General features: G+C 43.3%; 23 protein-coding genes. 13 read left to right on the forward strand and 10 right to left on the reverse strand.

Annotation, left to right across the window (positions count from 1 at the left end; translation table 11 throughout):
- Window positions 1-913: 913 nt before the first annotated feature.
- Both J4N42_RS16475 and J4N42_RS16480 read right to left on the reverse strand, forming a co-directional pair.
- Window positions 914-2,254, reverse strand: coding sequence for a lyase family protein (locus tag J4N42_RS16475; RefSeq protein WP_252033542.1), 1,341 nt, complete (start codon window positions 2,252-2,254; stop codon window positions 914-916).
- Between the two features lie 43 nt (window positions 2,255-2,297).
- Window positions 2,298-3,803: an aldehyde dehydrogenase family protein gene (locus J4N42_RS16480; protein WP_252033544.1), complete on the reverse strand. Its 1,506-nt coding sequence runs from the start codon at window positions 3,801-3,803 to the stop codon at window positions 2,298-2,300.
- Window positions 3,804-4,019: 216 nt separating this feature from the next.
- On the opposite strand from J4N42_RS16480, the gene J4N42_RS16485 reads away from it, so the two are divergent.
- The 7 genes from J4N42_RS16485 to J4N42_RS16515 all read left to right on the forward strand — a co-directional run bounded on the left by J4N42_RS16485 (window position 4,020) and on the right by J4N42_RS16515 (window position 11,964).
- Window positions 4,020-4,904 carry a LysR family transcriptional regulator gene (locus tag J4N42_RS16485; RefSeq protein WP_252033546.1) on the forward strand — a complete coding sequence of 295 codons (885 nt, stop codon included), beginning with the start codon at window positions 4,020-4,022 and terminating at the stop codon, window positions 4,902-4,904.
- A 205-nt stretch (window positions 4,905-5,109) separates the two neighbouring features.
- On the forward strand, window positions 5,110-6,129 hold the full coding sequence (locus J4N42_RS16490; protein ID WP_022593154.1) for an aldo/keto reductase: 1,020 nt from the start codon (window positions 5,110-5,112) through the stop codon (window positions 6,127-6,129).
- A gap of 524 nt (window positions 6,130-6,653) precedes the next feature.
- Window positions 6,654-7,991, forward strand: a complete 1,338-nt coding sequence (gene dddP, locus J4N42_RS16495) for a dimethylsulfonioproprionate lyase DddP (protein WP_252033548.1) — start codon at window positions 6,654-6,656, stop codon at window positions 7,989-7,991.
- A gap of 9 nt (window positions 7,992-8,000) precedes the next feature.
- A complete protein-coding gene (locus J4N42_RS16500) occupies window positions 8,001-9,602 on the forward strand; it encodes a BCCT family transporter (protein WP_252033550.1) in 1,602 nt (533 codons plus the stop codon).
- A gap of 451 nt (window positions 9,603-10,053) precedes the next feature.
- Window positions 10,054-10,650 carry a tyrosine-type recombinase/integrase gene (locus J4N42_RS16505; RefSeq protein ID WP_252033552.1) on the forward strand — a complete coding sequence of 199 codons (597 nt, stop codon included), beginning with the start codon at window positions 10,054-10,056 and terminating at the stop codon, window positions 10,648-10,650.
- Window positions 10,651-10,859: 209 nt separating this feature from the next.
- Entirely contained in the window at window positions 10,860-11,444 is a 585-nt protein-coding gene (locus tag J4N42_RS16510) for an NAD(P)H-dependent oxidoreductase (protein WP_045065338.1), read from the forward strand.
- A gap of 154 nt (window positions 11,445-11,598) precedes the next feature.
- Window positions 11,599-11,964 carry a winged helix-turn-helix transcriptional regulator gene (locus J4N42_RS16515; RefSeq protein ID WP_252033554.1) on the forward strand — a complete coding sequence of 122 codons (366 nt, stop codon included), beginning with the start codon at window positions 11,599-11,601 and terminating at the stop codon, window positions 11,962-11,964.
- Window positions 11,965-12,071: 107 nt separating this feature from the next.
- Here J4N42_RS16515 and J4N42_RS16520 read toward each other — a convergent pair whose 3' ends face one another.
- The 4 genes from J4N42_RS16520 to J4N42_RS16535 form a co-directional block, all read right to left on the reverse strand.
- Window positions 12,072-12,611: a peroxiredoxin family protein gene (locus J4N42_RS16520; protein ID WP_045065341.1), complete on the reverse strand. Its 540-nt coding sequence runs from the start codon at window positions 12,609-12,611 to the stop codon at window positions 12,072-12,074.
- Between the two features lie 139 nt (window positions 12,612-12,750).
- On the reverse strand, window positions 12,751-13,407 hold the full coding sequence (locus J4N42_RS16525; protein ID WP_006962699.1) for a DsbA family oxidoreductase: 657 nt from the start codon (window positions 13,405-13,407) through the stop codon (window positions 12,751-12,753).
- 75 nt (window positions 13,408-13,482) lie between these two features.
- The gene (locus J4N42_RS16530) at window positions 13,483-14,049 is read right to left on the reverse strand and encodes a carboxymuconolactone decarboxylase family protein (RefSeq protein ID WP_252033556.1); all 567 of its coding nucleotides are present in this window, start codon (window positions 14,047-14,049) and stop codon (window positions 13,483-13,485) included.
- Between the two features lie 10 nt (window positions 14,050-14,059).
- On the reverse strand, window positions 14,060-14,644 hold the full coding sequence (locus J4N42_RS16535; RefSeq protein WP_252033557.1) for an NAD(P)H-dependent oxidoreductase: 585 nt from the start codon (window positions 14,642-14,644) through the stop codon (window positions 14,060-14,062).
- 303 nt (window positions 14,645-14,947) lie between these two features.
- On the opposite strand from J4N42_RS16535, the gene J4N42_RS16540 reads away from it, so the two are divergent.
- The gene (locus J4N42_RS16540) at window positions 14,948-16,150 is read left to right on the forward strand and encodes a low temperature requirement protein A (RefSeq protein WP_252033559.1); all 1,203 of its coding nucleotides are present in this window, start codon (window positions 14,948-14,950) and stop codon (window positions 16,148-16,150) included.
- A gap of 64 nt (window positions 16,151-16,214) precedes the next feature.
- Complete coding sequence (locus J4N42_RS16545) at window positions 16,215-16,961, forward strand: ion transporter (RefSeq protein WP_045456777.1); 747 nt, start codon at window positions 16,215-16,217, stop codon at window positions 16,959-16,961.
- A 154-nt stretch (window positions 16,962-17,115) separates the two neighbouring features.
- Here the strand turns inward: J4N42_RS16545 and J4N42_RS16550 are convergent, their stop codons facing one another.
- Complete coding sequence (locus J4N42_RS16550) at window positions 17,116-17,361, reverse strand: hypothetical protein (RefSeq protein ID WP_252033561.1); 246 nt, start codon at window positions 17,359-17,361, stop codon at window positions 17,116-17,118.
- Between the two features lie 245 nt (window positions 17,362-17,606).
- Between J4N42_RS16550 and J4N42_RS16555 the strand changes: the two genes are divergently transcribed.
- Together J4N42_RS16555 and J4N42_RS16560 are read left to right on the forward strand one after the other, a co-directional pair.
- Window positions 17,607-18,518: a DMT family transporter gene (locus J4N42_RS16555; protein ID WP_252033562.1), complete on the forward strand. Its 912-nt coding sequence runs from the start codon at window positions 17,607-17,609 to the stop codon at window positions 18,516-18,518.
- A gap of 15 nt (window positions 18,519-18,533) precedes the next feature.
- Window positions 18,534-19,055, forward strand: a complete 522-nt coding sequence (locus J4N42_RS16560; RefSeq protein WP_252033564.1) for a MerR family transcriptional regulator — start codon at window positions 18,534-18,536, stop codon at window positions 19,053-19,055.
- Window positions 19,056-19,169: 114 nt separating this feature from the next.
- Here J4N42_RS16560 and J4N42_RS16565 read toward each other — a convergent pair whose 3' ends face one another.
- Complete coding sequence (locus J4N42_RS16565; protein ID WP_252033566.1) at window positions 19,170-20,186, reverse strand: polysaccharide deacetylase family protein; 1,017 nt, start codon at window positions 20,184-20,186, stop codon at window positions 19,170-19,172.
- A gap of 117 nt (window positions 20,187-20,303) precedes the next feature.
- Entirely contained in the window at window positions 20,304-21,155 is an 852-nt protein-coding gene (locus tag J4N42_RS16570) for a LysR family transcriptional regulator (RefSeq protein WP_252033568.1), read from the reverse strand.
- A 124-nt stretch (window positions 21,156-21,279) separates the two neighbouring features.
- Between J4N42_RS16570 and J4N42_RS16575 the strand changes: the two genes are divergently transcribed.
- Entirely contained in the window at window positions 21,280-21,651 is a 372-nt protein-coding gene (locus tag J4N42_RS16575; protein ID WP_252033570.1) for a YybH family protein, read from the forward strand.
- Window positions 21,652-21,702: 51 nt separating this feature from the next.
- Here the strand turns inward: J4N42_RS16575 and J4N42_RS16580 are convergent, their stop codons facing one another.
- Window positions 21,703-22,197, reverse strand: a complete 495-nt coding sequence (locus J4N42_RS16580; RefSeq protein WP_252033571.1) for a peptidylprolyl isomerase — start codon at window positions 22,195-22,197, stop codon at window positions 21,703-21,705.
- A 424-nt stretch (window positions 22,198-22,621) separates the two neighbouring features.
- Here J4N42_RS16580 and J4N42_RS16585 point away from each other — a divergent pair, with 424 nt between their 5' ends.
- A complete protein-coding gene (locus J4N42_RS16585; protein ID WP_252033573.1) occupies window positions 22,622-22,789 on the forward strand; it encodes a hypothetical protein in 168 nt (55 codons plus the stop codon).
- Window positions 22,790-22,858: the final 69 nt, after the last annotated feature.

Genomic DNA, 22,858 nt, shown 5'->3' on the forward strand with positions numbered 1-22,858 from the left:
TATTCAGGGCGATTTTCATTGCGTGGATTTCTCATCCGAAATACATATGTTTTGTTCGTGGTGTTATATGGGAAGTGAGCTAGTGGGCTTCACTATTGGGAAATTGAGAGGGTTGTTTAAGCGTTGCTGTGGGCTACAAATATGATAGGTCGAAATAGCATCGTGAAGCTTCTGGCAAGGTGAGGGGGCCGAGATGCTTTGCTTACAATCAGATGAGTTGGCCCACCGATACACTAGTCTTTTTGTTGTTTAACGAATTGGCCCGGCGTCATACCAAATTGGTTTACGAGTTTGGTTTAGAGCGAACAGAAGACAACTGGCAAATTACATCAGTGAAGCTGAACAGAGAGAGAAGCAGAGCAAGGAAGCCGTGACGTGTTGGCAGAAGCGCCCAAGCACGCCGGGCAGAATTTCAAAGCTCGTGAAACGCTCAAAGTAAGCTATTGATAGGGTGTTAAAGCATAAATAGAAACTCCCAACGGGAGTTTCTATTTACTAGTAGGAAGAAAGTTATCACAAACTACACTCAATACCGTCGCTTCCATCGACTTGCTTAAAATGCATCAAGTGCCTCTTCTTTTGTTCCACTTGCGGCTTGGGTGGTTGTTTGCTCTATAACTGGTGGGGTGGGGGCATTACAAGCCATGCCGTGCAGAACTTGGGGAAACGGTTTAAAACGGATGAGATTCTAAGCTAACTGGTTTAACTCGTTTTTGCCCCATTACAAGCTACATAACTTTCGTGTGATGCTTTGCAGATAGGTATTTGGCTTATTAATTCTAATCTGAATGATGTCTACAGAACTGTCACTCGCAGGTGGAGTGACATCAAAAGATTAGAGCACGCTTTAATAGACTAGGTGCCACAATCTAGTATTCCGGTTACAGTATTATTTGCTATTAATGAGTAGAGGTCACCGCTTGAGTATCTCTTGTAACGTCTCTTTTAATTCAGTCGAGTTTTTTGCCTCTTTAACATAGTCAAAAGTTGCTTTGTATCCAATCTTAGACTTAACCTGTACGACGAGTGGCACTAAGGCAGACTCATTACGAGATTGTGTCTCTGAGTTGACTTCTATCCCGAGAATACACTTCTCAGTTAGTACTGAAATACCTTTCTCTAGGTGATCTATCGCATCCAATAGATTGATAATCAGTAGCATTCCCCACGGGTTATAATCTAACTCTCCATGGATATGTGCTTGTTTAGATGAATAACAATGCCCTTGTGCTTGCATAGCAGACTGAATGGCAAACTCGGGAACCGTAGGGTTTACTTTCCCAGGCATAGCACTTGAACCAGCCTGTACTGCTGGAAGCGTAATTTCCGATAAACCTCCCTCGGGACCGGAAGACATCAGACGCAGGTCTTTCGCTATCTTGATAATAAAGCCCGCTAAGTTCTCCAACTGGCTCACACAATGAGTTTGAGCATCGAATGATTGGCTGGATTGAAACAAGTTATCGTTCTTGCGAAGCTCTATACCGGTCACGTCTGAAAGTACTGAGATACAACGCTCGGCATAAGCCGTTGAGCAGTCACCACTTCGACCAATAATATTACCGCTTAAATTAACAGCCTGAAGGTCGTTGCGACACGCTTTAAGGTGCATTTGATAGGTGCGTAGTGATGCTAAATAACCACTCCAGAATTGTTTAAACTCAATCGTGACTGCATCCTGCATACAGGTTCTAGCGAGTTTAGAGCTGTCGCTGTGGCTCGCCATTAAATACTCAAACGCGTACATCAAGCGTTCAATGGTTATATCTAAGCGGTCAAGGGCTTCAATCGCAGCCAAGTGGCTTGCGGTTTGCAAGCAATCGCTCGTTGAATGATTCATGTTAATGGCATCATTCGGATGAACGGGAGAATAAGAGCCGTAGGGCTGGGCATAATAGCTATGATTGACAATGTTAGCGACGACTTCATTGACATTCATATTAACTGAAATGCCACCACCACCATGAAAGGCGTGAACGGGGAATAGCTCCTTTTGGTAGTTTTCTAGTACGGACTGACAGGTGTTTTCAACGTTCAATGAAAGCACAGGATCCATTTCTCCGATTTCCCTGTTTACACGAGCAGAAGCTAATTTGATGCGTAAAACAGCAGTGACAAGTGAAGCGTAGTCACCAAGTGTTTTTTGATTATCTACAGGATACAGATTTAGAGCTCGTTGTGTTTGAGCCCCATAAGGGAGTACCGCTGGAATTTTCACTTCACCAATATTATCGACTTCGATTCTGTATTGCATATTTTTCCTTAATTGGGCGGATAGGACCGCCCAACATATTTGACTAGCTTTCGCCGTAGTAGACCCAAATACTCTTAGTCTTTGTGTAAGAAGATAGCGAATGAATGGCCATTTCTTTACCCCAACCACTTTGTTTAAAGCCTCCAAATGGGCTGGCAAGTCCATAGCAACCATATTTGTTTACAAACACCATACCAGCATCAATCTGCTCAACCATTCGATGTGCGCGAGTCACATTAGATGTGTATATACCTGCTGCAAGCCCATATTCCGTGTTGTTAGCTATTCTAACGGCGTCTTCTTCAGTTCTGAATTTGATACAGGAAAGCACCGGGCCAAAGATCTCTTCGCGAGCTATACGTGCATCTTCAGGTACTTCTGAGAAAATTGTTGGGCGCACAAAGTAGCCGTTGTTATTCCCATTTGATGTATCTCGCGTACCACCAGCAACCAGTTTTGCTTCGGTTTTACCTATCTCAATGTAAGACATGATTTTATTGAACTGCGCTTCATTACATTGAGGCCCTTGTTCACTTTCAGGATCTAACGGATCACCACACTTAACAGCCTCTGCTTTAGCAATCAGTTTCTCAAGAACGTAATCGTAAATTCCTTCTTGAATTAAGAATCGTGTTGGTTCGGAGCACTTTTCACCTTTATGAGAGAACATAACAGTAAAGGCGCGATCAATAGCTGCATCTAGGTTTTCAGTATCCTCAAAGAAAATACAAGGAGACTTACCGCCAAGCTCAAGCGTGACTGATTTCATGTTTGATTGGCCGCTATTCTCAATAATTTTGCGTCCAATCGGTGTACTACCCGTAAAGGAAACTTTTTGCACATTATTGCTGACTGTTAGCTGATTTGAAGCCGCTCCATCAGCGATTACTAGGTTTAAAACACCGTCTGGAATATCAACGTTTTCAACAATTTTTTCTATCAAATATAAGGAGGTCAAAGGTGTAAACTCGGATGGTTTTAGAATAACCGTATTCCCCATAGCTAAAGCCGGAGCGATTTTCAACGCGGCCTGATAAAGAGGAAAGTTCCAAGGTGCGATAAGAGCACACACACCAACCGGTTCTTTATTCGTGAAGTTAAGGTATTCAGGATCGACAGGTGACGTTTCGCCATAAAATTTATCAGTCCAGCCTGCATAGTACTCAAAGATATCAGCACAAGTTGGAATATCATCTGCCAACGACTCTGTTAAAAGTTTCCCGTTTGGTAGCGTCTCTAGCACCGCTAAGACTTCAGTATGATCACGAATAACCTGAGCAATATCGCGAAGAACTTTAGCTCGTCCAGTCCTACTAACTTTACTCCAAACACCAGATTGGTGAGCTTGTGAGGCAACAACAGTCGCTTCTTCAACTAGCTGCTCATCAGCTAAAGGGATGTTACATAACACATCTCTATTACTAGGGTTGGTAACCATCCAGTTATTCTCCAAGTTCCCAAGAACCCATTGGCCGCCAATAAACTGTTTTTTATCTTTGCTTAGCCATCCTTTAGCTGTAGCGATCGCTAAGTTGTATTGAGTATCCATATTTTCTCCAAACTGCGCATTTGTCATTGTGGTCAGTCCTTAAAAATTTACAGATCTCACAATTTTACAACAACTGAATAAAAGTAATTAACATATGAGATTTAATCGTTAGAATTCAAAAAAACCTATAAAAGCGCGCTATTTCGGAAATTAATGTGAAACGCAGCGACCGAGTTTGAGTTCTAAGCCGCTGTATTTGTGACTAGGAGCAAGATAATGAGACAACTACCCTCGCTTAATGCAGTTCGAGTATTTGAAGTTGCAGGTACGCACTTAAGTTTCACCGCTGCGGCAAACATTTTAAATGTTACGCAGGGGGCGGTTAGCAAACAGATAAAACAACTCGAGGAGTATTTGGGTGTACCGCTTTTTAAACGCACATCTACTCGAGGGCTCCTTGAGTTAACTCCGATTGGCGAGCAAGTTCTCGACACGATTTCTCGTTCTCTTTCTGAAGTTGAGAAAGGGTTAGAGGTCATACGGAACCCCAATCTTCAACAGCGATTAGTTGTCCTTGCTCCTCCAACATTTACCAGCCGTTGGTTGAGTGTTCACCTCGTTAACTTTGCTAAAGCATTTCCTCAGTATGACTTACAGATCTATAGCAAACGAGAGCAAAGTACCCTATACGATATTGAAATCCTCTTTGATGAAGTCAGTGAGTTCTATGCAAAAGACAACTTGTTGTTTAAAGAAAAATACGTAGCAGTCTGCAATCAAGACCTCGTTACCGAGAGCATGAATATTGAGGCTCATACACATAAGATGCTCCATATTCGCCACCATGGTCATAACCTCCCGGCATGGAAAGATTGGCTTGAATCAGCCAATATCCAATTGACAGAGGGACATCGAAAAGGGATTTCGATGAGTACTCAAGAACAGGTGATAAATACAGCTATCGCTGGAGGCGGATTCGCGGTAGTCGATCTCAATATGGTTTATCACTCACTTAAAAAGCAGGAGCTAATCCAATTTCACCCTCTGCAATGTCGCAGTCGCTATGGGTATTTTATTCATGTCCCGACTCCTAAAGTCGGTACGAGTAAAGTTGAAGCATTTGTATCCTGGTTGAAAGAAGAGTGCCTTAGCGTGTCTTAGCTTCAATTTTTCAAACAACCACGATTACCAATCAGAATGTAACTGATTGTTTTTTATTAAATTAAATTCACCATACATGCAATGATGAACTAAACTCATGCATACCTAACTTATATTCACTCGTGTTTTGTTGGCTTTTGAATCTAAATACTCAGGTCAACAAACAAAAATTAAACATTTCGTTTACATAACGCGAGGGGTGAATATGGAATACGTACAACTAGGTAACTCTGGCCTCAAGGTGTCTCGTTTGTGCCTTGGAACGATGAACATGGGCTCTAAGGAATGGAAGCCTTGGATCTTTAATGAGAAAGAGAGCGAGCCAATCATTCGTCATGCTATCGACCATGGTGTTAACTTTATCGACCTAGCAGACTTTTACTCATATGGAGCAGGTGAAGAAGTCGTTTGTAATGTACTCAATCGCATTGGACAACGTGACAAACTGATTGTCACAACTAAAGTTGGCTACCAAATGAATGATGACATCAACGCACAAGGCCACTCTCGCCAGCATATAATGAACTCCATTGATGCATCGCTAAAGCGCATGAAGATGGACTATGTAGATATTTACATGCTTCATTTCTTTGATGTAAACACCCCTATCGAAGAAACAATGTGCGCTCTGAATGATATCGTTCGATCAGGCAAAGCTCGCTATATTGGTGTTTCAACCATGTATACATGGCAGCTCGCTAAGATCATCCAGGTATGTGATCAAAACGGTTGGGTAAAACCTATCAACATGCAATTACAATATAATTGTGCCTACCGAGAAGAAGAGAGAGAGATGATTCCATATTGCCAAGACCAAGGCATCGGAGTGTCGGTATTTAGTCCTCTTGCTCGGGGTATCCTCACTAATGATATGCAGTCTAACCGAAACAAAACCGATTTCTTTACTGCCGAAATGTATAACGACAAGGCTTCATTTGATATTTCTACTTCTGTTGCCCGCGTAGCCCAGAGGCACAATGTAGCTCCCGCTCAGGTAGCACAAGCTTGGGTACTATCTAAACAATACGTTTCCTCGATGTTAGTTGGTGCTGATACTCCGGAACAATTCAATAGCGCTCTAGCTGCTTTGGAAATGAATCTAGATCAAGATGATATATTTGAGTTAGAACGCAATTATACGCCTTGCGATATAATCAACGATTACACAGCAGGAAATCGTATCCCTCGAGAAGCTCGCCTCCCCAAAGGTATTTACGCTAAATAAATAGCATATAACTCAAACTGTATTTAAATGGCACTTAATGTGCCATTTTTTGTATTTTTAATACGGAAACCCCATCTATAACAGTCAGCTTCCTGAATGACGCTAATCGTACTCGACACTTCCTAACCCCTTCTGGATGAAGTCCAGAATTAGCTCGGCTACCTCCATCAACTTCCGCTTCTAACCCAAGGGTTTTACAAGCCACTGGTTTTACAAAATCAGCTTAACTTACTGATACCTATGACGATATAGGCGTTTTTGCACGTCTGGCAATTAAACTTAGCTCACAGAACTAAAAGTAAACCCCTCAAAATGCAACACTCGATTAACAACGTGTTATTGATGACTATCACTATTGGAATATAGACATTCAAGGTCAATTCAATCTAACTGGTTGTTTAATTGGAGGATTCATTATCGAGTGAATTTTGTTCTTAGGTATGGGACTTTATTTCCATTATTCACCGATAACATTGCTGTAACATTGAACCCAATTAATAAGGTGGTTTATTAAGGGAAATAAAATGACAAACCAATTTGTACTTGGCTCCAATCGAAAAATAGATCCGTCACGTCGACGTGCCGCACAATTAAAACCAGATGGAAGCGTGAACGACAATGATCGAGTCGAAATTGGGCCTACTGCTCTTGCATTCCAAGAATGGGCTGACCTAGGTCTCACTCCCCCAAATCTACAGAAAATGCGAGAGTATCGATTAAAACGCATTGTAGACCAGTTGCAAGCCCGTGACTTAGCAGGGGTGTTGTTATTTGATCCTTTGAACATTCGATATGCAACAGATTCTACCAACATGCAGCTTTGGATTGCACACAACCACGCTCGTGCTTGTTTTGTATCTGCAGAGGGCTACATGATTCTTTGGGATTTCCATAACTGTGAACATTTATCCGCACACCTACCGCTTGTGAAAGAAGTACGTAATGGAGCGTCATTCTTCTACTTCGAAACTGGAAATCGAACCAATGAACACGCCCATCATTTTGCAAAAGAGATTGCAGACATCGTTAAGCGTCACGGTGGTGGGAGCAATCGTATCGCTGTAGACAAGATAGAGATTGTTGGTTTGCGTGAGCTCGATAAGCAAGGCCTTGATATCTTTGATGGCCAAGAAGTGATGGAGCTAGCTAGAGCAGTCAAAAACATTGATGAGATCAACGCAATGCGCTGTTCGATTGCTTCGACAGAGATTGCAATGAAAAAAATGCAAGAGGCAACTGTTCCTGGCGTCACTGAAAACGATATTTGGTCGGTGTTACATGCTGAAAACATTAAGCGCGGTGGTGAATGGATAGAGTGTCGAATCCTGTCTTCAGGACCTCGTACAAACCCATGGTTCCAAGAGTGCGGCCCTCGCGTAGTTAAAGAAGGAGAGCTGTTAGCTTTTGATACCGATCTCATTGGTCCTTATGGATTCTGTGCAGACCTATCACGCACGTGGCTAATCGGTGATGTAGAAGCTACCGAAGAACAGAGACATTTATACCGCGTGGCCTATGAACATATCCAACACAATATGGAAATACTAAAACCAGGTATGACATTCGAAGAAGTAACACGCTCTGGCCTTTTACTTCCTGAAAAATACCGACCACAACGCTATGGAGTAATGATGCACGGTGTCGGTTTATGCGATGAGTACCCTTCAATACGATATCCAGAAGATCTAGAAGGTCATGGGTATGACGGTGTATTGGAGCCAGGCATGGCACTTTGTGTTGAGGCATATGTTGGCGCTGTTGACGGCAAAGAAGGGGTCAAATTGGAAGACCAAGTCATTATCACAGAGGATGGGTTTGAAAACCTAACGAACTACCCATTTGAAAAAGAGTTATTAAAGTAGGAGCAGCACATGACATCCGTACCTAAAAACACTCATAAATTACTTGTAAGCGCAGGAGCTGGGATAATTTTAACTCTGTGCTTTGTCTATGTATTACTTGCTCCAGAAGCAAGCACTGACATGTTCTCAAATTTGAAAAACTACATCGCGCATAAGTTTGCCTGGTTTTATATGGGCAGTGTCGCATTGTTTATCTCTATCTTAATTTTTAGTGCATGTAGCCGTGTTGGAGATTTAAGGCTCGGTAAAGATAATGAGAGACCTGAATTTTCAGGGTTTGCATGGGGTTCGATGCTCTTTAGCACAGGAATGGGCATTGGGCTTGTTTTTTTCGGCGTCGCTGAGCCTGTTATGCACTACATGAACCCTCCGATCGTGGAGGCTCAAACCGATGTCGCAGTTAGAGAAGCAATGAATATCACCTTCTTTCACTGGGGAATCAATGCATGGGCTATTTACACCATTGTAGCGCTTGTTATTTCTTACGCAGCCTATCGCAAAGGCCGTCCACTAGAAATGCGAAGTGCATTTTACCCAATCTTTGGCGAGCGAATCAACGGACCATTGGGCGTAGCCATTGATGTCTTTGCTGTGCTCGCCACAGTGGTTGGTATCGTTACCCCTTTAGGATTTGGTGTTCAGCAAATAAACACTGGCTTAAATTACGTACTTGGCGTTGAGATCAGCACAGGCAATCAAATTGTCCTGATTACAATCATTGGTGTAATGACATGTATTTCGTTAGTACTTGGTCTAAAGAAAGGGATTAAAGCGCTATCACTCATCAATATTTGTGTCGCCATTGGACTAATGACATACGTCTTCTTAGCCTCTAATACCACCTTCATCCTCAACTCAACCGTTGAAAATATTGGCAACTATTTAGCGAGCTTTGTACCACTGTCGTTTGATACTTATACCTTTACCAACCCTGATTGGTTTTATGGTTGGACTCTCTTTTACTGGGCGTGGTGGATTGCCTTTGCTGCGCCAACTGGATTGTTCATCGCTCGAATTTCACGTGGTAGAACAATACGAGAGTTCGTAGTTGGAGTACTAGTTATTCCTGTAGGTTTTTCTTTCGCATGGCTGACAATATTTGGTAATAGTGCGTTGGATCTTATTCATAACCAAGGTATTGAGGAGCTAAGCACTGCTGTAATGACAAACTCTTCATCAGCACTGTTTAAGTTTTTTGAGTTGGTATCTGATTGGAGTCTGCCTAGTTACCTAGCACTATTCAGCATTTTCGTATTCTTTATCACGACCTCTGATTCGGGCACGCTTGTAATCAATACACTGACATCAAAGGACGAAGACAATGCTCCGATTTCACAACGCATTGGCTGGGTAATTGCTATTTCTGGCATCACTAGCTTGTTGTTAATGAGTGGAGGTATGACAGCTATTCAATCACTACTCGTTATTATGGGATGTCCTTTTGCCATTATGGTAACGATGATGAGTTATGGGTTTATGAAATCTGTGTATCTTGAAGTATATGCTCCAGCTACCAAAACGAGAGGAGCGGAATTGGATGAAGTGATTAGAAAAGCAGAGCAAACGGAGATTGAATATAGAAAAGCTCAAGTCATCCATGGTGGTAAGTAATAATATTGAGTTAGATTACGTAAGATCAATAATATAGACGATTCACTGACTATACAGCTCTCCTCACTTTCAAGTTCCTCCTTAGAGCTACTTTTGAGTAGGAGAGCACTCAAAAGTCCACACTTCTCATATACATCTGCATAAAAGGTTGGACACCAGTTTAAGTGTCTTTCCATACACAAAGTTGTCAATGATTTGCTAAATTAAAATAGTCACTGACTCACTTTTGTCCAACGATGTTTCAGCCCGACTGGTTTGGGACTAACTTCAGTCGGCATCTACGAATCTAAGTACCTAAACTCTAATTTGCCCCAAAGTTACTTAGCGCAACAATATTGACTTGTTTCTTGCATCACTAGTGACCTACTTTTACTAATGATTAATTATACAATCAGTTTTGCCCATTTCCTTCCAACTACAATCGTGATGACCAAATAAGAAGGAGGTCATTATGGTGGTTTTCAACAAAACAAAACGAAGTGGCGTCAAAAAGTCTTTTCGGCTTGAGGAAATTTGGCGGATCAGAACCAGACTAGAGATTGAAAATAGTTTGATGCAGCTTGCGCTACTTAACTTAGCTATTGATAGCAAACTTAGAGAAAGTGACTTGCTCTCGCTCAGGGTTTGCGATGTATCTTCTCAAGGTAGGATATTCAGTTGTGTTAAGCATACTCAACGAGAAACAGACATTGAAGTTCAATTTGAAATAACGACAAGAACTCAACAAAGTCTAATGAAATGGATTTTGATTTCTGCTTTAGACGCCAGCGATTTTCTTTTTCCAAGCCAAAGACGAGAGCAACAACCAATTAGTTATTCGTACTATAGGTCCCTAGTCAGAAAGTGGGCATCAGATCTTGGGTTGGATTCTCATCTTTATGGTACTCACTCAATGAGGCGAACCAAAGCTACATTAGTCTATGCAAAAACGAAAAACATTCGAGTGGTGCAGCTTTTACTGGGACATACAAAGGTAGATAACACGATTCGCTATCTTGGTGTTGAACTAGAAGATGCATTATTACTTTCAGAAGACACTGATTGTTAGTTGAAAGGAGCCCTATTTCTTAGGGTTCCAATTAGCTAGTCTCTGACAGTCTGTGACCCTATATGAGTCATTCCATATACTCTTAAGAGTAGGTTACTAAAAGTATACTAATTGTAATCCAATATCAGGTAACTAATATATACCGCAAGACACAAGAGACGAGGGTTTCATTTGTGTATCCAATCTATTTTTTTGCGGAGTAATTAGCTATGAGTAACGTTCTTATCATCAATGCCCACGAACCATCACCATTCTCAGAAGGTAAACTTAACGCTTCTTTGGTAGATAAAGCGGCGACATTATTAGAACAGAAAGGTCATTCAGTTCGTATCGTAACCATGCAAGAGGAATGGGTCGTTGATGAACAGTTAGCGCATTTTGAGTGGGCTGATCGTGTTATTCTGCAATCCCCAGTAAACTGGATGACGATCCCTTGGTCTTTCAAAAAATATATGGATGAAGTATTCACTGCTGGTATGGGCGGCGCATTGTGTGCTTTTGATGGTCGTAGCGCAGAAGAGCCAACTAAGAACTATGGTACAGGTGGCACGCGTACTAACACCAAATATATGCTTTCACTGACATTTAACGCACCAAAAGAATCTTTTGATGATCAAGATGAATTCTTATTCCAAGGTAAAGGTGTGGATGATTTAATGTTCCACATGCACGCTAACTTTCGTTTCTTTGGTATGTCAGCATTGCCGACTTTCGCTTGTTATGACGTGATGAAGAATGGCGATATTGAAAATGACTTTGCACGCTTTGAATCGCACCTTAATGAGCTATTTTAATTAACAAGACCAGTAGGGTTCGTTAATTACCTCTACTGAGAACTTAATTCAATTGGCGCGTAGTGCTACTATGGCGCAAGACTTAAACCAGATATTTGTGGCTTCTTTCAATGAATGAACCCCTGCTATCTGGTTTCTTGATTAGTGAGGTTGTATGAAAGCAAGAGTAGAAATAGGCCCCAAAGGACGTAAGAATGTTACCAATGCCTGCTCTGAGCCTTGTGCGATAGAAAAAGGCATGCGGATCTTGGGTTCTAAGTGGAAAGGTTCCATCATCTACCACCTGAAAGACGGCCCAGTCAGATTTAATGATCTTACAAGAATGTTGGGCGGAGCCAGTAAGAAGATGGTTGACCAACGCCTAAAAGAGCTAGAAAGTGAAAATATGGTGGTACGTCGCGTGATCAATGACAAGCCACTAGCGGTGAGTTATGAGCTGACTGAGTTTGGCACAAGCGCTCTGACGATTCTTGATGAATTGAGGAAGTGGTCTGAAAGTAACAATGTTCAGATTAAATAATGTGCCGTTCAACAGTGTTGGCTAAAACAATCACTGACAACCGAATTAAAAAAGGCAACCTGTTACGAGGTTGCCTTTTTTCATTCTTGCCTTGTGAGGTTTGAGACTTAGTAGTCTAGCGTTCCTCGGATTGGGTAATGGTTGTTTGGATCGCGAATCCAGGCCAAACCGCGAGTTAATGCGCCAAGCTCTGGTCTTACAAATGGGTTGTTTGATAAGTCAACGACATGGACATTGCCGTGCTCATTGACGACAAATAGCCCTGGCTCTGCAAAGTTATGGTCCGTTTCTGCTTCAGAACGCGGTAGAGAAATATAAAGTCCTAACGTCTTCATTTGTTGCTCACTTAGGCCATAAGCAATTGGGAAGCTGATATCGAGCTTTTCTAGATGTTGCTCTAATTGTTGCTTTGAATCGCCAGAGACAGCCAAAATATCAACGCCTGCATCGCTGAAGGCCTGTTTGTAGGTCTCAATTTCATTAAGGTATTTGGTGCAAAGTGGACAATGCTTACCACGATAGATAAACACCGCTTGCCATGTTGCATCACCTTGAGGTTGACCTAGCGTAACTTTGGTCCCATCCAAGGTTGTTGCTTCTAATGTAGGGAAAGTGTCACCGGCTTTGAGCTTCTGTGAGTATGTCATCTCGACTCCTTGAATTGGGTTTACAACTAAGTAGATAAAAAGATAAGCCACTAGGAAACCAGTTGCAACTGGTATACTTTTAGTAACCTAGTTATGGGCGTGAGAATGTCTACCTCGTCTGGATGAAAACGGCAAAGCATTATTCTGCATCCGCCTTAGCCATCAGTTCAGATAGGATTTGTTTATAACCTTCAACTGGGTGCGCCCCAGAAACGCCAGACTCACGGTTGAAGACGACCGTTGGCACACTTGAAACACCCATTTGCTGCCATTGTTTCTCTGCGTTACGTATCGCACTACGTTGCTCCGCATCATTTAGCCAGCGCATTCCTTCTTCAGGGTCAAGGCCTACAAAGATTAGCTCTTGCTTGAGAATCTCGCGGTCAGAGACGTCTTTCTGCTCACTGAAAAATGCGGTAAATAAACGCATTTTTAGTTCAGTCTGCTTGCCCAAACTCTTGGCGTAATCAAGCAGAAGGTGTGCGTCAAATGTGTTCACCATCTTCATGTCATCAAAGTAGTTAAACTTGAAGCCATGCTCCGCGCCAATGCTGGCGATACGAATACGCGCGTTTTTACTTTCCTCTACGCTACTGCCATATTTACGTGCAACGTGCTGACGAAGGTTTTCTCCCTCAGCAGGCATATCCGGATTGAGCTCAAAAGGTTGCCATTCAATCTCGATGCGGTCTTCAATGCCAAGCTCTTTAATAGCGGCTTGTAAGTGGTTGTAACCAATAATGCACCAAGGGCAAACGACATCACTAATAATGTCGAGTTTAATCATATTACTCATGATGATTCCTTATTAGAAAGTACTGTAGGCGTTACGCAAACAGTACTTGAGTGGTGTTATTGCTGTTGATTTAGATTAACGCTCGTTAGGATGCGTCCACGCATATTTTTGGAATGGCGCATCAGGTTCAGTATGTGCCAGTGCGTTAGTGAAGTTCGAGATAAGCTTTGCAGACAAACCCGTCAATACTTCAAGTGCTTGACGCTTGGTGAAACCTGCATCTAGGAAGGCTTGCAGTCTTTTATCACCAATATGACCACGGTTATCAAGCAGCTCTTTGGTAAAATCATGCAACGCTTGTAACTTCACATCAGGAATTGGAGTACCTTCGCGCAGCGCTTCAATCACTTCATCTGGCATTTTGCCTGCTTTCATCATCCATGTATGACCCGGAACGCAGTAGTGACAGTTGTTCTCAAAGTTCGCTGTCATGAAGACCACCTGCTGCTCTAGCGGGCTGAATGTTGTGTTCTTGATAAACAGTTCGAAAACCGTGTTGTATGCTTCGTACGTCGCTGGTGCTTCAGCAAGAACTGCGTGCAGATTGGGTAGCATGCCAAAGCCTTTAAGAGACTGTTCCACCAGAGCTTTAGACTCTTCAGGCGCAGTTTCGGCGTTGTAATAAGTAAATTCAGTGCTCATGGGTATCTCCTTAGAAGTTAGCGTCTAGGTGCGCTTCAAAACGAGCGAAATCATTTTCGATGTCACCATTTTTCATTACGTCATAACACGCAAACGTTGGTAGTGCAGACATACCAAAGAAACGGAAGTTTGCGTGCATATGGAACATCAAATCATCAACGCTACGACCTTGGAATAGGTATTCATTTTCATCATTAAATGACTCTTCAGGTGCATTGAATGTGAAAGACAGCATGTATTTTGTGTTAGTGCGAGTGCCGCCCGTACCGTAGTTCTTCTTCGGTTCTTCTGCGCTGCGACCATCAAATGCACATAGCGCCCCCCCCATACCAGCGGTGAATACCTCATCCATGTATTTTTTAAATGACCATGGAATCGTCATCCAGTTAACAGGAGACTGAAGGATTACGCGGTCTGCCCATTCAAAGTGCGCCAGTTGCTCATCAACGACAATTTCATCTTGCATGGTAACCACACGAACCTCATGACCTTTTGACTCTAGCTTGGTGCGAGCTTTCTCGACTAGAGCAGCATTTAGCTTACCTTCAGAAAATGGCGATGGCTCGTGTGCGTTAATGATTAGAACGTTACTCATGATAATTAACCCTTTAATAAATTGACTGCTTTACATAGCGAAGAAGATATCGCTGTCTTGTGGTTTATTATGGTTACCTAGAATTAGACTACAACTGGTTAACTTTTAGTAACCACCGTAAATCCCAGCGAAATTAACAATAAGTTATTGTTTAATATGTTTTTTATTTTTTAAGGTTACCGGGGGGAGAGCGTAGGTAAGCAGAAATAGGTTACCAAAAGGATACTACTTGAAATATCGCAGGAGGTTACAATAATAAACCACATAAACAGAATAGAGTACTAACCTATAGGACATAACTGTATGGATTTATCCCAAAAACACCCATTGTGGCGTAAACCAAAACATCATCTTGATGCAGATAGCAGCAATGATCATGTGCATTGGATTGAGCTTTTTTACGATTTAGCCCATGTGGTATCGATTTTTGTTCTTGGGAACTTCTTAAGTCATCATCTTGGCTTTGGTGGTTTTGCCATTTTTGCTGCACTGTTTACCGTGATCTGGGTTGCCTGGTTTGACTTAAGCCTTTTTAACTCCATTTATGTCAGCACCGATGTCCAGCACCGTTACATTATGGCGGCGCAGATTATCACCATTATGATCATGTCATCAGCGATAGTGCATATTGATGGTGCTGGTTGGGCTTACTTTGCTATAGGTTACGCGATAAACCGAGCGATTATGTCACTGCTCTATTTCAGGGCTAAAACGGTCGAAGATAGTGAGACTTGTCTACCAAGTCGCATGTCACGAAACTTTGCTATTGGCTCAGTCATCTTCTTTATTAGTGCGTTTCTCCCTGCGCCATATAGCTACATGGTCTTTGCTGCCGGGATGGTGGTTTTAGCTGCGTTGTATGTCGCGCCAAAAGTTGGCGTACTTTACAGCAAGCGATTCTTACCGCGCTTTGGACATATGGCGGAACGTTTTGTACTGCTACTACTTATCGTTGCTGGCGAGGGCTTTTTTAAGCTTGTCATTACTCTTGCAGAAAAGGGCATCGATGATGTGGTTGGCGATGTGTTTGTTAATTACGCATTTGGTGGTCTCTCTATTTTCGTTTTATGTTGGATCTATTTTGATTTTGTTGGTAATGGCAAGCCGCGTGATAATGAGCCGAAAACATTCATCAAGTGGACGGTCGCTCACCTGTTCTTGATGCTTTCTGCTGTCATGATAGGTGTTGCACTGTCAGCGGAAGTGAAGATTAGCTTTATGGACCAATACCCATTCAAATATGCGTTGATTGGTTGTTTAGGCTTGGCGACATACCTGTATTGCTTGCTTCAGATTCAAAACGTGATTGAACTTCGCACGGCCCATCGTTTTGCTACTGCTAAAGTTCGTTATATTGGTATTGCGCTGTGCTTTGTGACGCTTGCTACTGTGTCGTTTGTTCCTTCAATTGTAGCCAATGTCGTATGGGGAGCAGCATTGTTCTCTCAGATCCTCATTCCTGTGAGAACTGCATTTAAAACCCTGACTGAAGAAGCTGAGCAATAGCTCGATTAAGCCCTTTTGTTTGAACCGCAGGGCAGTCTACTTTGCGGTTTACTGGATTGCCATTATGTATCGACCAAAAGTACCGGAACAAATCACAAGCTTTCAATTGGCAGTCTTAATACTGTCTTTGTTTGTTGTGGTCTCATTAACCGTTGAACTTATCTTTAAGTTACCGCCTGAAATTCTTCAGATATTGATTTACGTAGATACCTTTATCTGCATGATCTTCTTTATCGATTTTGTGCAGCAGTATCGTGCTGCGCCATCAAAGCTTGAATACATGAAATGGGGCTGGCTTGACCTTATCTCTTGTATTCCGTTAATGGAGATGAACCAGTTTGCTCGTTTGATTCGTGTGTTTCGCCTAATCCGTGCAATCAAATCTATCTCTATGATTTCTCATGCAATCAATGAGAACAAAGCGTCGACGTCACTGCATTTTATGGTGGTCACTTCATTGATGATGATGGTGTTTGGTTCGATTTATATTCTCTATCTTGAGAAGGACATGCCGGGTGCCAATATTCATACCGCTGGTGATGCGTTTTGGTGGACATTCGTCACCATCACAACGGTTGGATACGGTGACTTTTTCCCTGTGACTCTAGAAGGGCGCATTGTTGCCATTGTTTTAATCACGACTGGCGTTGGTATGTTTGGTAGCTTTACCGCGGTTCTCGCCTCGTGGATCATGGACACTTCTAACGAGCGTAAGATGGAGGTTCAGATCTTAGAAGAGGTGCATGAGCTCAAAGCAGAGGTTCGGGAATTGAAATCAATACTAAAAAAGCAAACTGAAAGAAATGAGTAGTCTGCTATCCCGCGGCTAGACTTGCCATACTTGTAGTTATTCATGAGTTGTTAGTATTCAATTTTTCGTAACTCATTTTTGTCCAATTACGAGTTTTAGCAGCAGACACAAAAAAGCCACGCATTGCGTGGCTTTTGTCGTTTGGTGAGTTCGCTTATTGCTTGGTTGGGCCGTTGCGAACTAGGTCTTGGCCTGTTTGGAACACTTCTTCTGTTACCCAACGGCCTAAGATAAGTTGGTGCTTGTCGTCGAGTACAGCAACAAAACGGCGGCCATCGCTGTTGTTGGTTGCTAGCACGACGCCTGCTGCGTTGGCTAAACCTAGGCTGCCACTTTCCACAGTGATTAGAAATGCTTCCAGTTCTGCTAGGTCGGCAATAATTCGATCGTCATCAATCATTCTTTGTTCTCGCTGTTCTTACGCGTGCCTTGGCTCATGCGCCTATTTCGACACGCCAAATTGATTGCGTGTACTTTAACGATCATAGCGGCTAATTGCCATAGTCGACAACCAATTCACCCCGTTTGCATAAAGGTACAAGCTGCTTATTTGTTCGTTCGCAGCGCTTTAGGCAACAAAGCGCGTTGACCCGTCTACAAGTGTAGGGTTTAGGCTAAGCGTTCGGCTTATGATAAGAGGTAAAAATGGCACCGTTACAGCAGAAAGTTTCTCATCCTAATCGCTTTGCATTGCAAGCATTCGAGCAGTTATCGTCAACCACCAAAGGCGTGGCGCTAGCGTTGGTCTCGACGGCACTTTTTACCATCGTCGGGGTCCTGGTACGTGTATTAAGTGGCAGCATTGATCTGTTCCAGATTTTATTGTCTCGCCAAGTGGTGTTTATTGCATTACTGTTGCCTGCAATCGTTAAGAACATGGATGTACTACTTAAGCCTAAGCACCTCAAATTGCATACATTTCGTATTTTAGGGGCGTTTGTGGCTTTGTATTTCGGCTTTGTTACCGTGAGCAATATTCCATTGGCAGATGCCACTGCACTGGGTTTTACGCAGGTATTGTTCGTTGCGGCTATCTCACGCATGTTCTTGGCAGAACAAGTGTCGACATCGCGCCTGTTTACCATCATCGTTGGCTTTATCGGTGTGATGCTGGTGGTTCAACCAAGCTTCGAGCAATCGTCGTTAACCTACACGCTGCTTGGGTTGTTGTCGGCGTTAGGTGCGGCGGTAGCGGTGATCTGTGTGCGTAAGGTGGCTCAAACCGAACCAAGGATCACCTTGCTGGCCTACCAAGCGATATTTGTGGGTTTAATTGCCTTAGTGCCAAGCTTGCTTAATTGGACATGGCCAACCCTAGAACAGATGGTATTGTTAGTATGTGTCGGCGCGATTTCATCTGTCGCTCAGTGGATTGGTATCACGGCTTACAAATATGGTGAAGCGAATGTGGTTGCCAACGTAGAGTATGCCAAGATTATCTATTCTGTGTTGTTTGGCTATTGGTTGTTTGCAGAGATCCCAAATATCGTCGCATTGACTGGAATCGTGGTGCTGATATTGAGTGCTGTTCTACCCATTCTGTTTAAAGCGCGTTAACCGCTGGAGGTTGTATTGTTCACTGTTACTCAACTCGCGAAAGCCTGCGAGGTTTCGCGTACCACAGTATTGTATTACGAACGTGTGGGGTTACTGTTTCCCGCAAGTCGAACGGATAGTGGTTATCGACTCTATGGTGAGAAAGAACACGCCCGTTTGAAAAGTATTTTGTCGTATCGCTCGTTTGGTTTACCCGTCCAAGACATTGCGCCACTGCTCGACAGTGTCGGTGATGACAAACAAGAGCATGCGTTACGCGGACACTTCAATGCGCTAGAGCAGGAGATCCAATCTCTGCGCCAACAGCAAAAAGCCATATTGATGATGTTGGAAGAGCCAAGCCTGCCCGAACAAGCGGCACTGACCAAAGAACGCTGGGTTGAAATCATGCGTGGAGCAGGGATGAACGATGACGATATGATGAACTGGCATAAGCAGTTCGAAAAAAGGGAGCCACAGGCTCATCAAGATTTCTTGGAATCGCTGAACATTGAACGCGAGGAAATCGAGGCGATACGTAAAGCCTCTAAGTCATGAGCGAGAAACGCAAAAGTATGTGGTAACGAGTCGTTAAACAGCCCATTTCAGTCATTAAAAAGAGCCAACACATGAGTGTTGGCTCTTTCGATTTTGAACAGGGTGTCTATGGGGTTATTGAGCGTCTACCAACCATTGTTGAGACAACCAAAAGAATGGCGAGCCATTTCTATGAGGGGCGGTACAGTTGAGCCTATGGCGACCATTGCTCAGTGGCTCTGGCGGCGTGACGCTGAATTCCAAATCGGATTTCCAGCTTACGTCTATTGGTTGGCCATTGATGAAACACTGCAAGTGTGGGTAGTACGCTTCGTTTGATTCCAGCAGGGTGATGTTTAGCTCTGGTTGGCTTGATGTCGTTTGAGGATCAGGCAGCGTTGCGTAATCGAGAGGCAGGGCAGAGGCGTTGATCTTAAAACGCAAAGAGCTGATGCTGGCATAGTTACCAGCAGCGTTAAACCTTGGTAGCGCTTGCCAGTCGCTTGTTGTTCCCACAGAACCCGATTGCTGACCAAAAGCAATGTAGCCTTGTTCTTTTAGCCACAGTTTGAGCTCGTTATTGTACTCGCCGTATGGGTAGGCAAAAATCATCGGTGCGTGGCCGATTTTCTGCTCTAACTTGGCTTGCGCATCGTTGATGTTGGATTTAACCGCTTCTAACCAATTGTCGTCCTTTAGCGCTTTACTCACCAAATGTCCGTGGTCGAGAGTGTGGTTGGCAATGGTAACGCCATTATCAGCCATTTCTTTCAGCTCATCCCAGCTGCAGTAACCTTGGTAGTTGTCGTCTATTGGGTTGGTAGTAACAAATACCGTAAAAGGTAAACCACGTTTTTTGAGTTCAGGGTAGGCGGTATCGCAAACCGATTTAAACCCATCATCGAACGTGAGCGCGATGCTTCGTTTCTCAAGTGGTTTTCCAGCCTGTACTTGCTTCACTGCTTGTTCTAAATCGACAATCTCATAACCTTGCTGTTCAAAGTTATCGAGCTGGGCAATAAAGTCGGCGACTTTGGTTGAGGTGACCGCAGGGGTGTCATCAGCAACATGGTGGTAAAGCAAAATGTTTAGGGTTTGCGCCGAAGCGGGGGCTGAAAGAGCTAGCAATGGAAGTAGACATTTCTTAAGCAAAGGAAGGTAACCTCTCACGATGATGAATTTGGCACTGCCAAATCATAGGGTTAAACATAAACCTTATTGTAGCCGCTATTGGGCAGGGTGATTGTTATTTGTGTGTAATCAATCACTTTAGTTACTCGCTGAGTGTGAGGCGTGTTGAATAAGCTGCTGTTCAATCGCTTGTTGTGCCAGAGTCACCCCAATAGGCACAGAAGCCGAATACGGGTGGAGTGCATAGATGTTGGCGTTTGAAATCGCTTCGATTGCTTGCAGTGAAGGATGTTGAGTGAGCATTAAATCAGGGACGACGCCAATGCCAAGCCCTTGCTCAATCATGGCGATGGTTTGGTGAATCGTATTGGTGCGGTGAACCGCGTGAAACTCGATATTTTCGCCTTTAATTTGGTGCTGCATGTGTGTGCCTTGCCAGTGATTGGCAATGTAGCAAGCTTGGTTGAGTGGCACTGTTGAGCCAACGTTTTGGCAAAGTACATCAGAGAACTGACCGAGCTTTCTTTGTTTGTAATTGCTGTCTGGAGATTCACCAACACGAATGGCGAGGTCGATGTCATGCTGCATGAGGTCGAGGTGATGATCTTCGCAGATAAGATTAAACGAGAGCTTTTGGTACTGTGACAATTGGCTAGATAACGCAGGGATCACGATTGTGTTCATTAGCGCGTGGGGCGCTGTAATGGTTAGTGTTCCTATAGGTTGTTCTTGCTGTTCCAACACTTCACTCCACGCCTGCTCTGCGATGGTGTGCATTTTCAGGCAATGTTGGTAGAACTTCTCGCCGGCAGGAGTAAGGGTTTGACGACGTGTCGTGCGTTTTAATAGCGTGAACGATAAGTCCGACTCTAACTGTTTAAGGTGTTGGCTGAGCACCGATTTAGAGAGATTTAATTTATCGGCCGCTTTGGTTATCGATCCTGCTTCGACAATATTTAAAAACAGCGACATCTGTCTGAGCTTATTCATCTCGTAATCTCTTATTTGTTTGAATGTTACTGTTCGATTTGATTAAACAGTGATTTTATTTTAGCGTGTTTTTCTTGGTCAATTCCATCGCTAATATTGGATTCAACAGCAATGGAGAACAAACATGAACAATTCAGTTTTAGACGCATGTAAAGCGGGTATTTCGGCTTGGCAATCAGCTTTCAATCAGGGCAACGCTAAAGGGTGTGCGCAGCAGTACGCAGAAGGCACGACAATGGTTGCTAAACCTTTTGGTACGTTTGTTGGACGCGAAGCAATCGAAAACTTTTGGCAAGGCATCATCGACCAAGGTTTTTCGAACGTAGAGTATCAAGACGTGGAATGGACAGCAGAAGGCGAAGACGGATTTATCCTAACCTCTAGCTGGACGATGAACAAAGCTTACGGTGTGGTACACAAAGAGCATTGGAAGCTGCAAGCCGATGGCAAAGCAAGGCTAGAATACGATGAGTTTGAAGTGCTCGGTGAGCGCTAGAATTAGACTTAAAATTAAGAAATGCCCGTGATTGTTCACGGGCATTTTTGTTTATTCAGCCACCGTAACATCTTCAATAGTAATGGCGCTGATTGGCACGTCTTCATGCCCTTGCTTGGCGGTGGTTTCAATCGCAGCAATGGCGTTTACCACATCCATCCCTGCAACTACGTTACCAAACACAGCGTAGCCCCAGCCTTTATTGGTGGTTGCTGTATGGTCGAGAAAATCGTTGTCGGCCAAGTTAATGAAAAATTCCGACGTTGCAGAATGCGGCGCATCGGTACGGGCCATCGCAATGGTGCCCAATTTGTTCTTTAGGCCACGATTGGCTTCGTTGACGATGGCTGGTCGGGTTGGCTTTTCTAGTAAGTTGTTATCGTAACCGCCGCCTTGAATCATAAAGCCCGGAATCACTCGATGGAAAATGGTGCCAGTGTAAAAGCCTTCTTTGCAATAGCGCAGGAAGTTTTTAGCACTGACTGGAGCTGTGGAAAGGTCGAGTTCAATGACGATATCGCCAAGGTTGGTATGTAAGGTAATCATGACTTGCATTCCGAAAGGTAAACTGCGGCAAGTATATACCGAAAACCGTGTAAGTAACGGGTTATTCCCCAGCGATATTTAACTTACGTTTGGAACCGACCATGTACTAGGGTCTGTTTATCTTTCGTGGTTAAATTTTGTTCGAGATAAAATCGTTTTAGGCGAGGCGAAGACTGTGTTGCCTAGTCATTCTAAGCAAATGGTCTTCAACAAAGCATAAAACGATTTTAGCCGAACCCTTTGGGCAGCCTTTGTGGTTCATTTCTACTGCGTTATCGGCTTCTCATGTAGGCTAGCTACACATCAAAGCCTCTGCCTTGTATCAATTTCCCACAAAGGGCTGCAAAAATCAGCTCGAAAGGTTAACAGACCCTATCCATTCTTCACTATAATTACAGTGAACAAGTCAGTAAGGAGAAACATTATGGAACTCCGCAACAGCCGAGGTGAAATTGCCAGAATGGCAGATAACCTCACTCTCAAAGAAATATCTGAAATGGGTTTTAGCATCGACCTCTGTGATGAAAACTTCGATCCGACTGAGTTTTGGCACGTAGAAGCTCAAAGCCAAAAGGACGATATGCCCGAATAGGGGAGAAAAACTCCGAAGCTAAAAGTAGAAAGGAAAAAGCCGAGCTGGACTAGGGCTCGGCTTTTTATT

It is taken from the genome of Vibrio sp. SCSIO 43135 (genome assembly GCF_023716665.1).
In the GTDB taxonomy this organism is placed as follows: domain Bacteria; phylum Pseudomonadota; class Gammaproteobacteria; order Enterobacterales; family Vibrionaceae; genus Vibrio; species Vibrio paucivorans.

Excerpts from the sequence above, each read along its gene's own strand:
- J4N42_RS16505 (WP_252033552.1), top strand. The coding sequence starts at position 10,054 with ATGGTGGTTTTCAACAAAACAAAACGAAGTGGCGTCAAAAAGTCTTTT.
- J4N42_RS16475 (WP_252033542.1), bottom strand. The coding sequence starts at position 2,254 with ATGCAATACAGAATCGAAGTCGATAATATTGGTGAAGTGAAAATTCCA.
- J4N42_RS16480 (WP_252033544.1), bottom strand. The coding sequence starts at position 3,803 with ATGGATACTCAATACAACTTAGCGATCGCTACAGCTAAAGGATGGCTA.
- J4N42_RS16555 (WP_252033562.1), top strand. The coding sequence starts at position 17,607 with ATGGCACCGTTACAGCAGAAAGTTTCTCATCCTAATCGCTTTGCATTG.
- J4N42_RS16550 (WP_252033561.1), bottom strand. The coding sequence starts at position 17,361 with ATGATTGATGACGATCGAATTATTGCCGACCTAGCAGAACTGGAAGCA.
- J4N42_RS16530 (WP_252033556.1), bottom strand. The coding sequence starts at position 14,049 with ATGAGCACTGAATTTACTTATTACAACGCCGAAACTGCGCCTGAAGAG.
- J4N42_RS16485 (WP_252033546.1), top strand. The coding sequence starts at position 4,020 with ATGAGACAACTACCCTCGCTTAATGCAGTTCGAGTATTTGAAGTTGCA.
- J4N42_RS16545 (WP_045456777.1), top strand. The coding sequence starts at position 16,215 with ATGTATCGACCAAAAGTACCGGAACAAATCACAAGCTTTCAATTGGCA.
- J4N42_RS16500 (WP_252033550.1), top strand. The coding sequence starts at position 8,001 with ATGACATCCGTACCTAAAAACACTCATAAATTACTTGTAAGCGCAGGA.
- J4N42_RS16535 (WP_252033557.1), bottom strand. The coding sequence starts at position 14,644 with ATGAGTAACGTTCTAATCATTAACGCACACGAGCCATCGCCATTTTCT.
- J4N42_RS16580 (WP_252033571.1), bottom strand. The coding sequence starts at position 22,197 with ATGATTACCTTACATACCAACCTTGGCGATATCGTCATTGAACTCGAC.
- J4N42_RS16520 (WP_045065341.1), bottom strand. The coding sequence starts at position 12,611 with ATGACATACTCACAGAAGCTCAAAGCCGGTGACACTTTCCCTACATTA.
- J4N42_RS16570 (WP_252033568.1), bottom strand. The coding sequence starts at position 21,155 with ATGAATAAGCTCAGACAGATGTCGCTGTTTTTAAATATTGTCGAAGCA.
- J4N42_RS16490 (WP_022593154.1), top strand. The coding sequence starts at position 5,110 with ATGGAATACGTACAACTAGGTAACTCTGGCCTCAAGGTGTCTCGTTTG.
- J4N42_RS16540 (WP_252033559.1), top strand. The coding sequence starts at position 14,948 with ATGGATTTATCCCAAAAACACCCATTGTGGCGTAAACCAAAACATCAT.
- J4N42_RS16525 (WP_006962699.1), bottom strand. The coding sequence starts at position 13,407 with ATGAGTAATATGATTAAACTCGACATTATTAGTGATGTCGTTTGCCCT.
- J4N42_RS16575 (WP_252033570.1), top strand. The coding sequence starts at position 21,280 with ATGAACAATTCAGTTTTAGACGCATGTAAAGCGGGTATTTCGGCTTGG.
- J4N42_RS16585 (WP_252033573.1), top strand. The coding sequence starts at position 22,622 with ATGGAACTCCGCAACAGCCGAGGTGAAATTGCCAGAATGGCAGATAAC.
- J4N42_RS16510 (WP_045065338.1), top strand. The coding sequence starts at position 10,860 with ATGAGTAACGTTCTTATCATCAATGCCCACGAACCATCACCATTCTCA.
- dddP (WP_252033548.1), top strand. The coding sequence starts at position 6,654 with ATGACAAACCAATTTGTACTTGGCTCCAATCGAAAAATAGATCCGTCA.
- J4N42_RS16515 (WP_252033554.1), top strand. The coding sequence starts at position 11,599 with ATGAAAGCAAGAGTAGAAATAGGCCCCAAAGGACGTAAGAATGTTACC.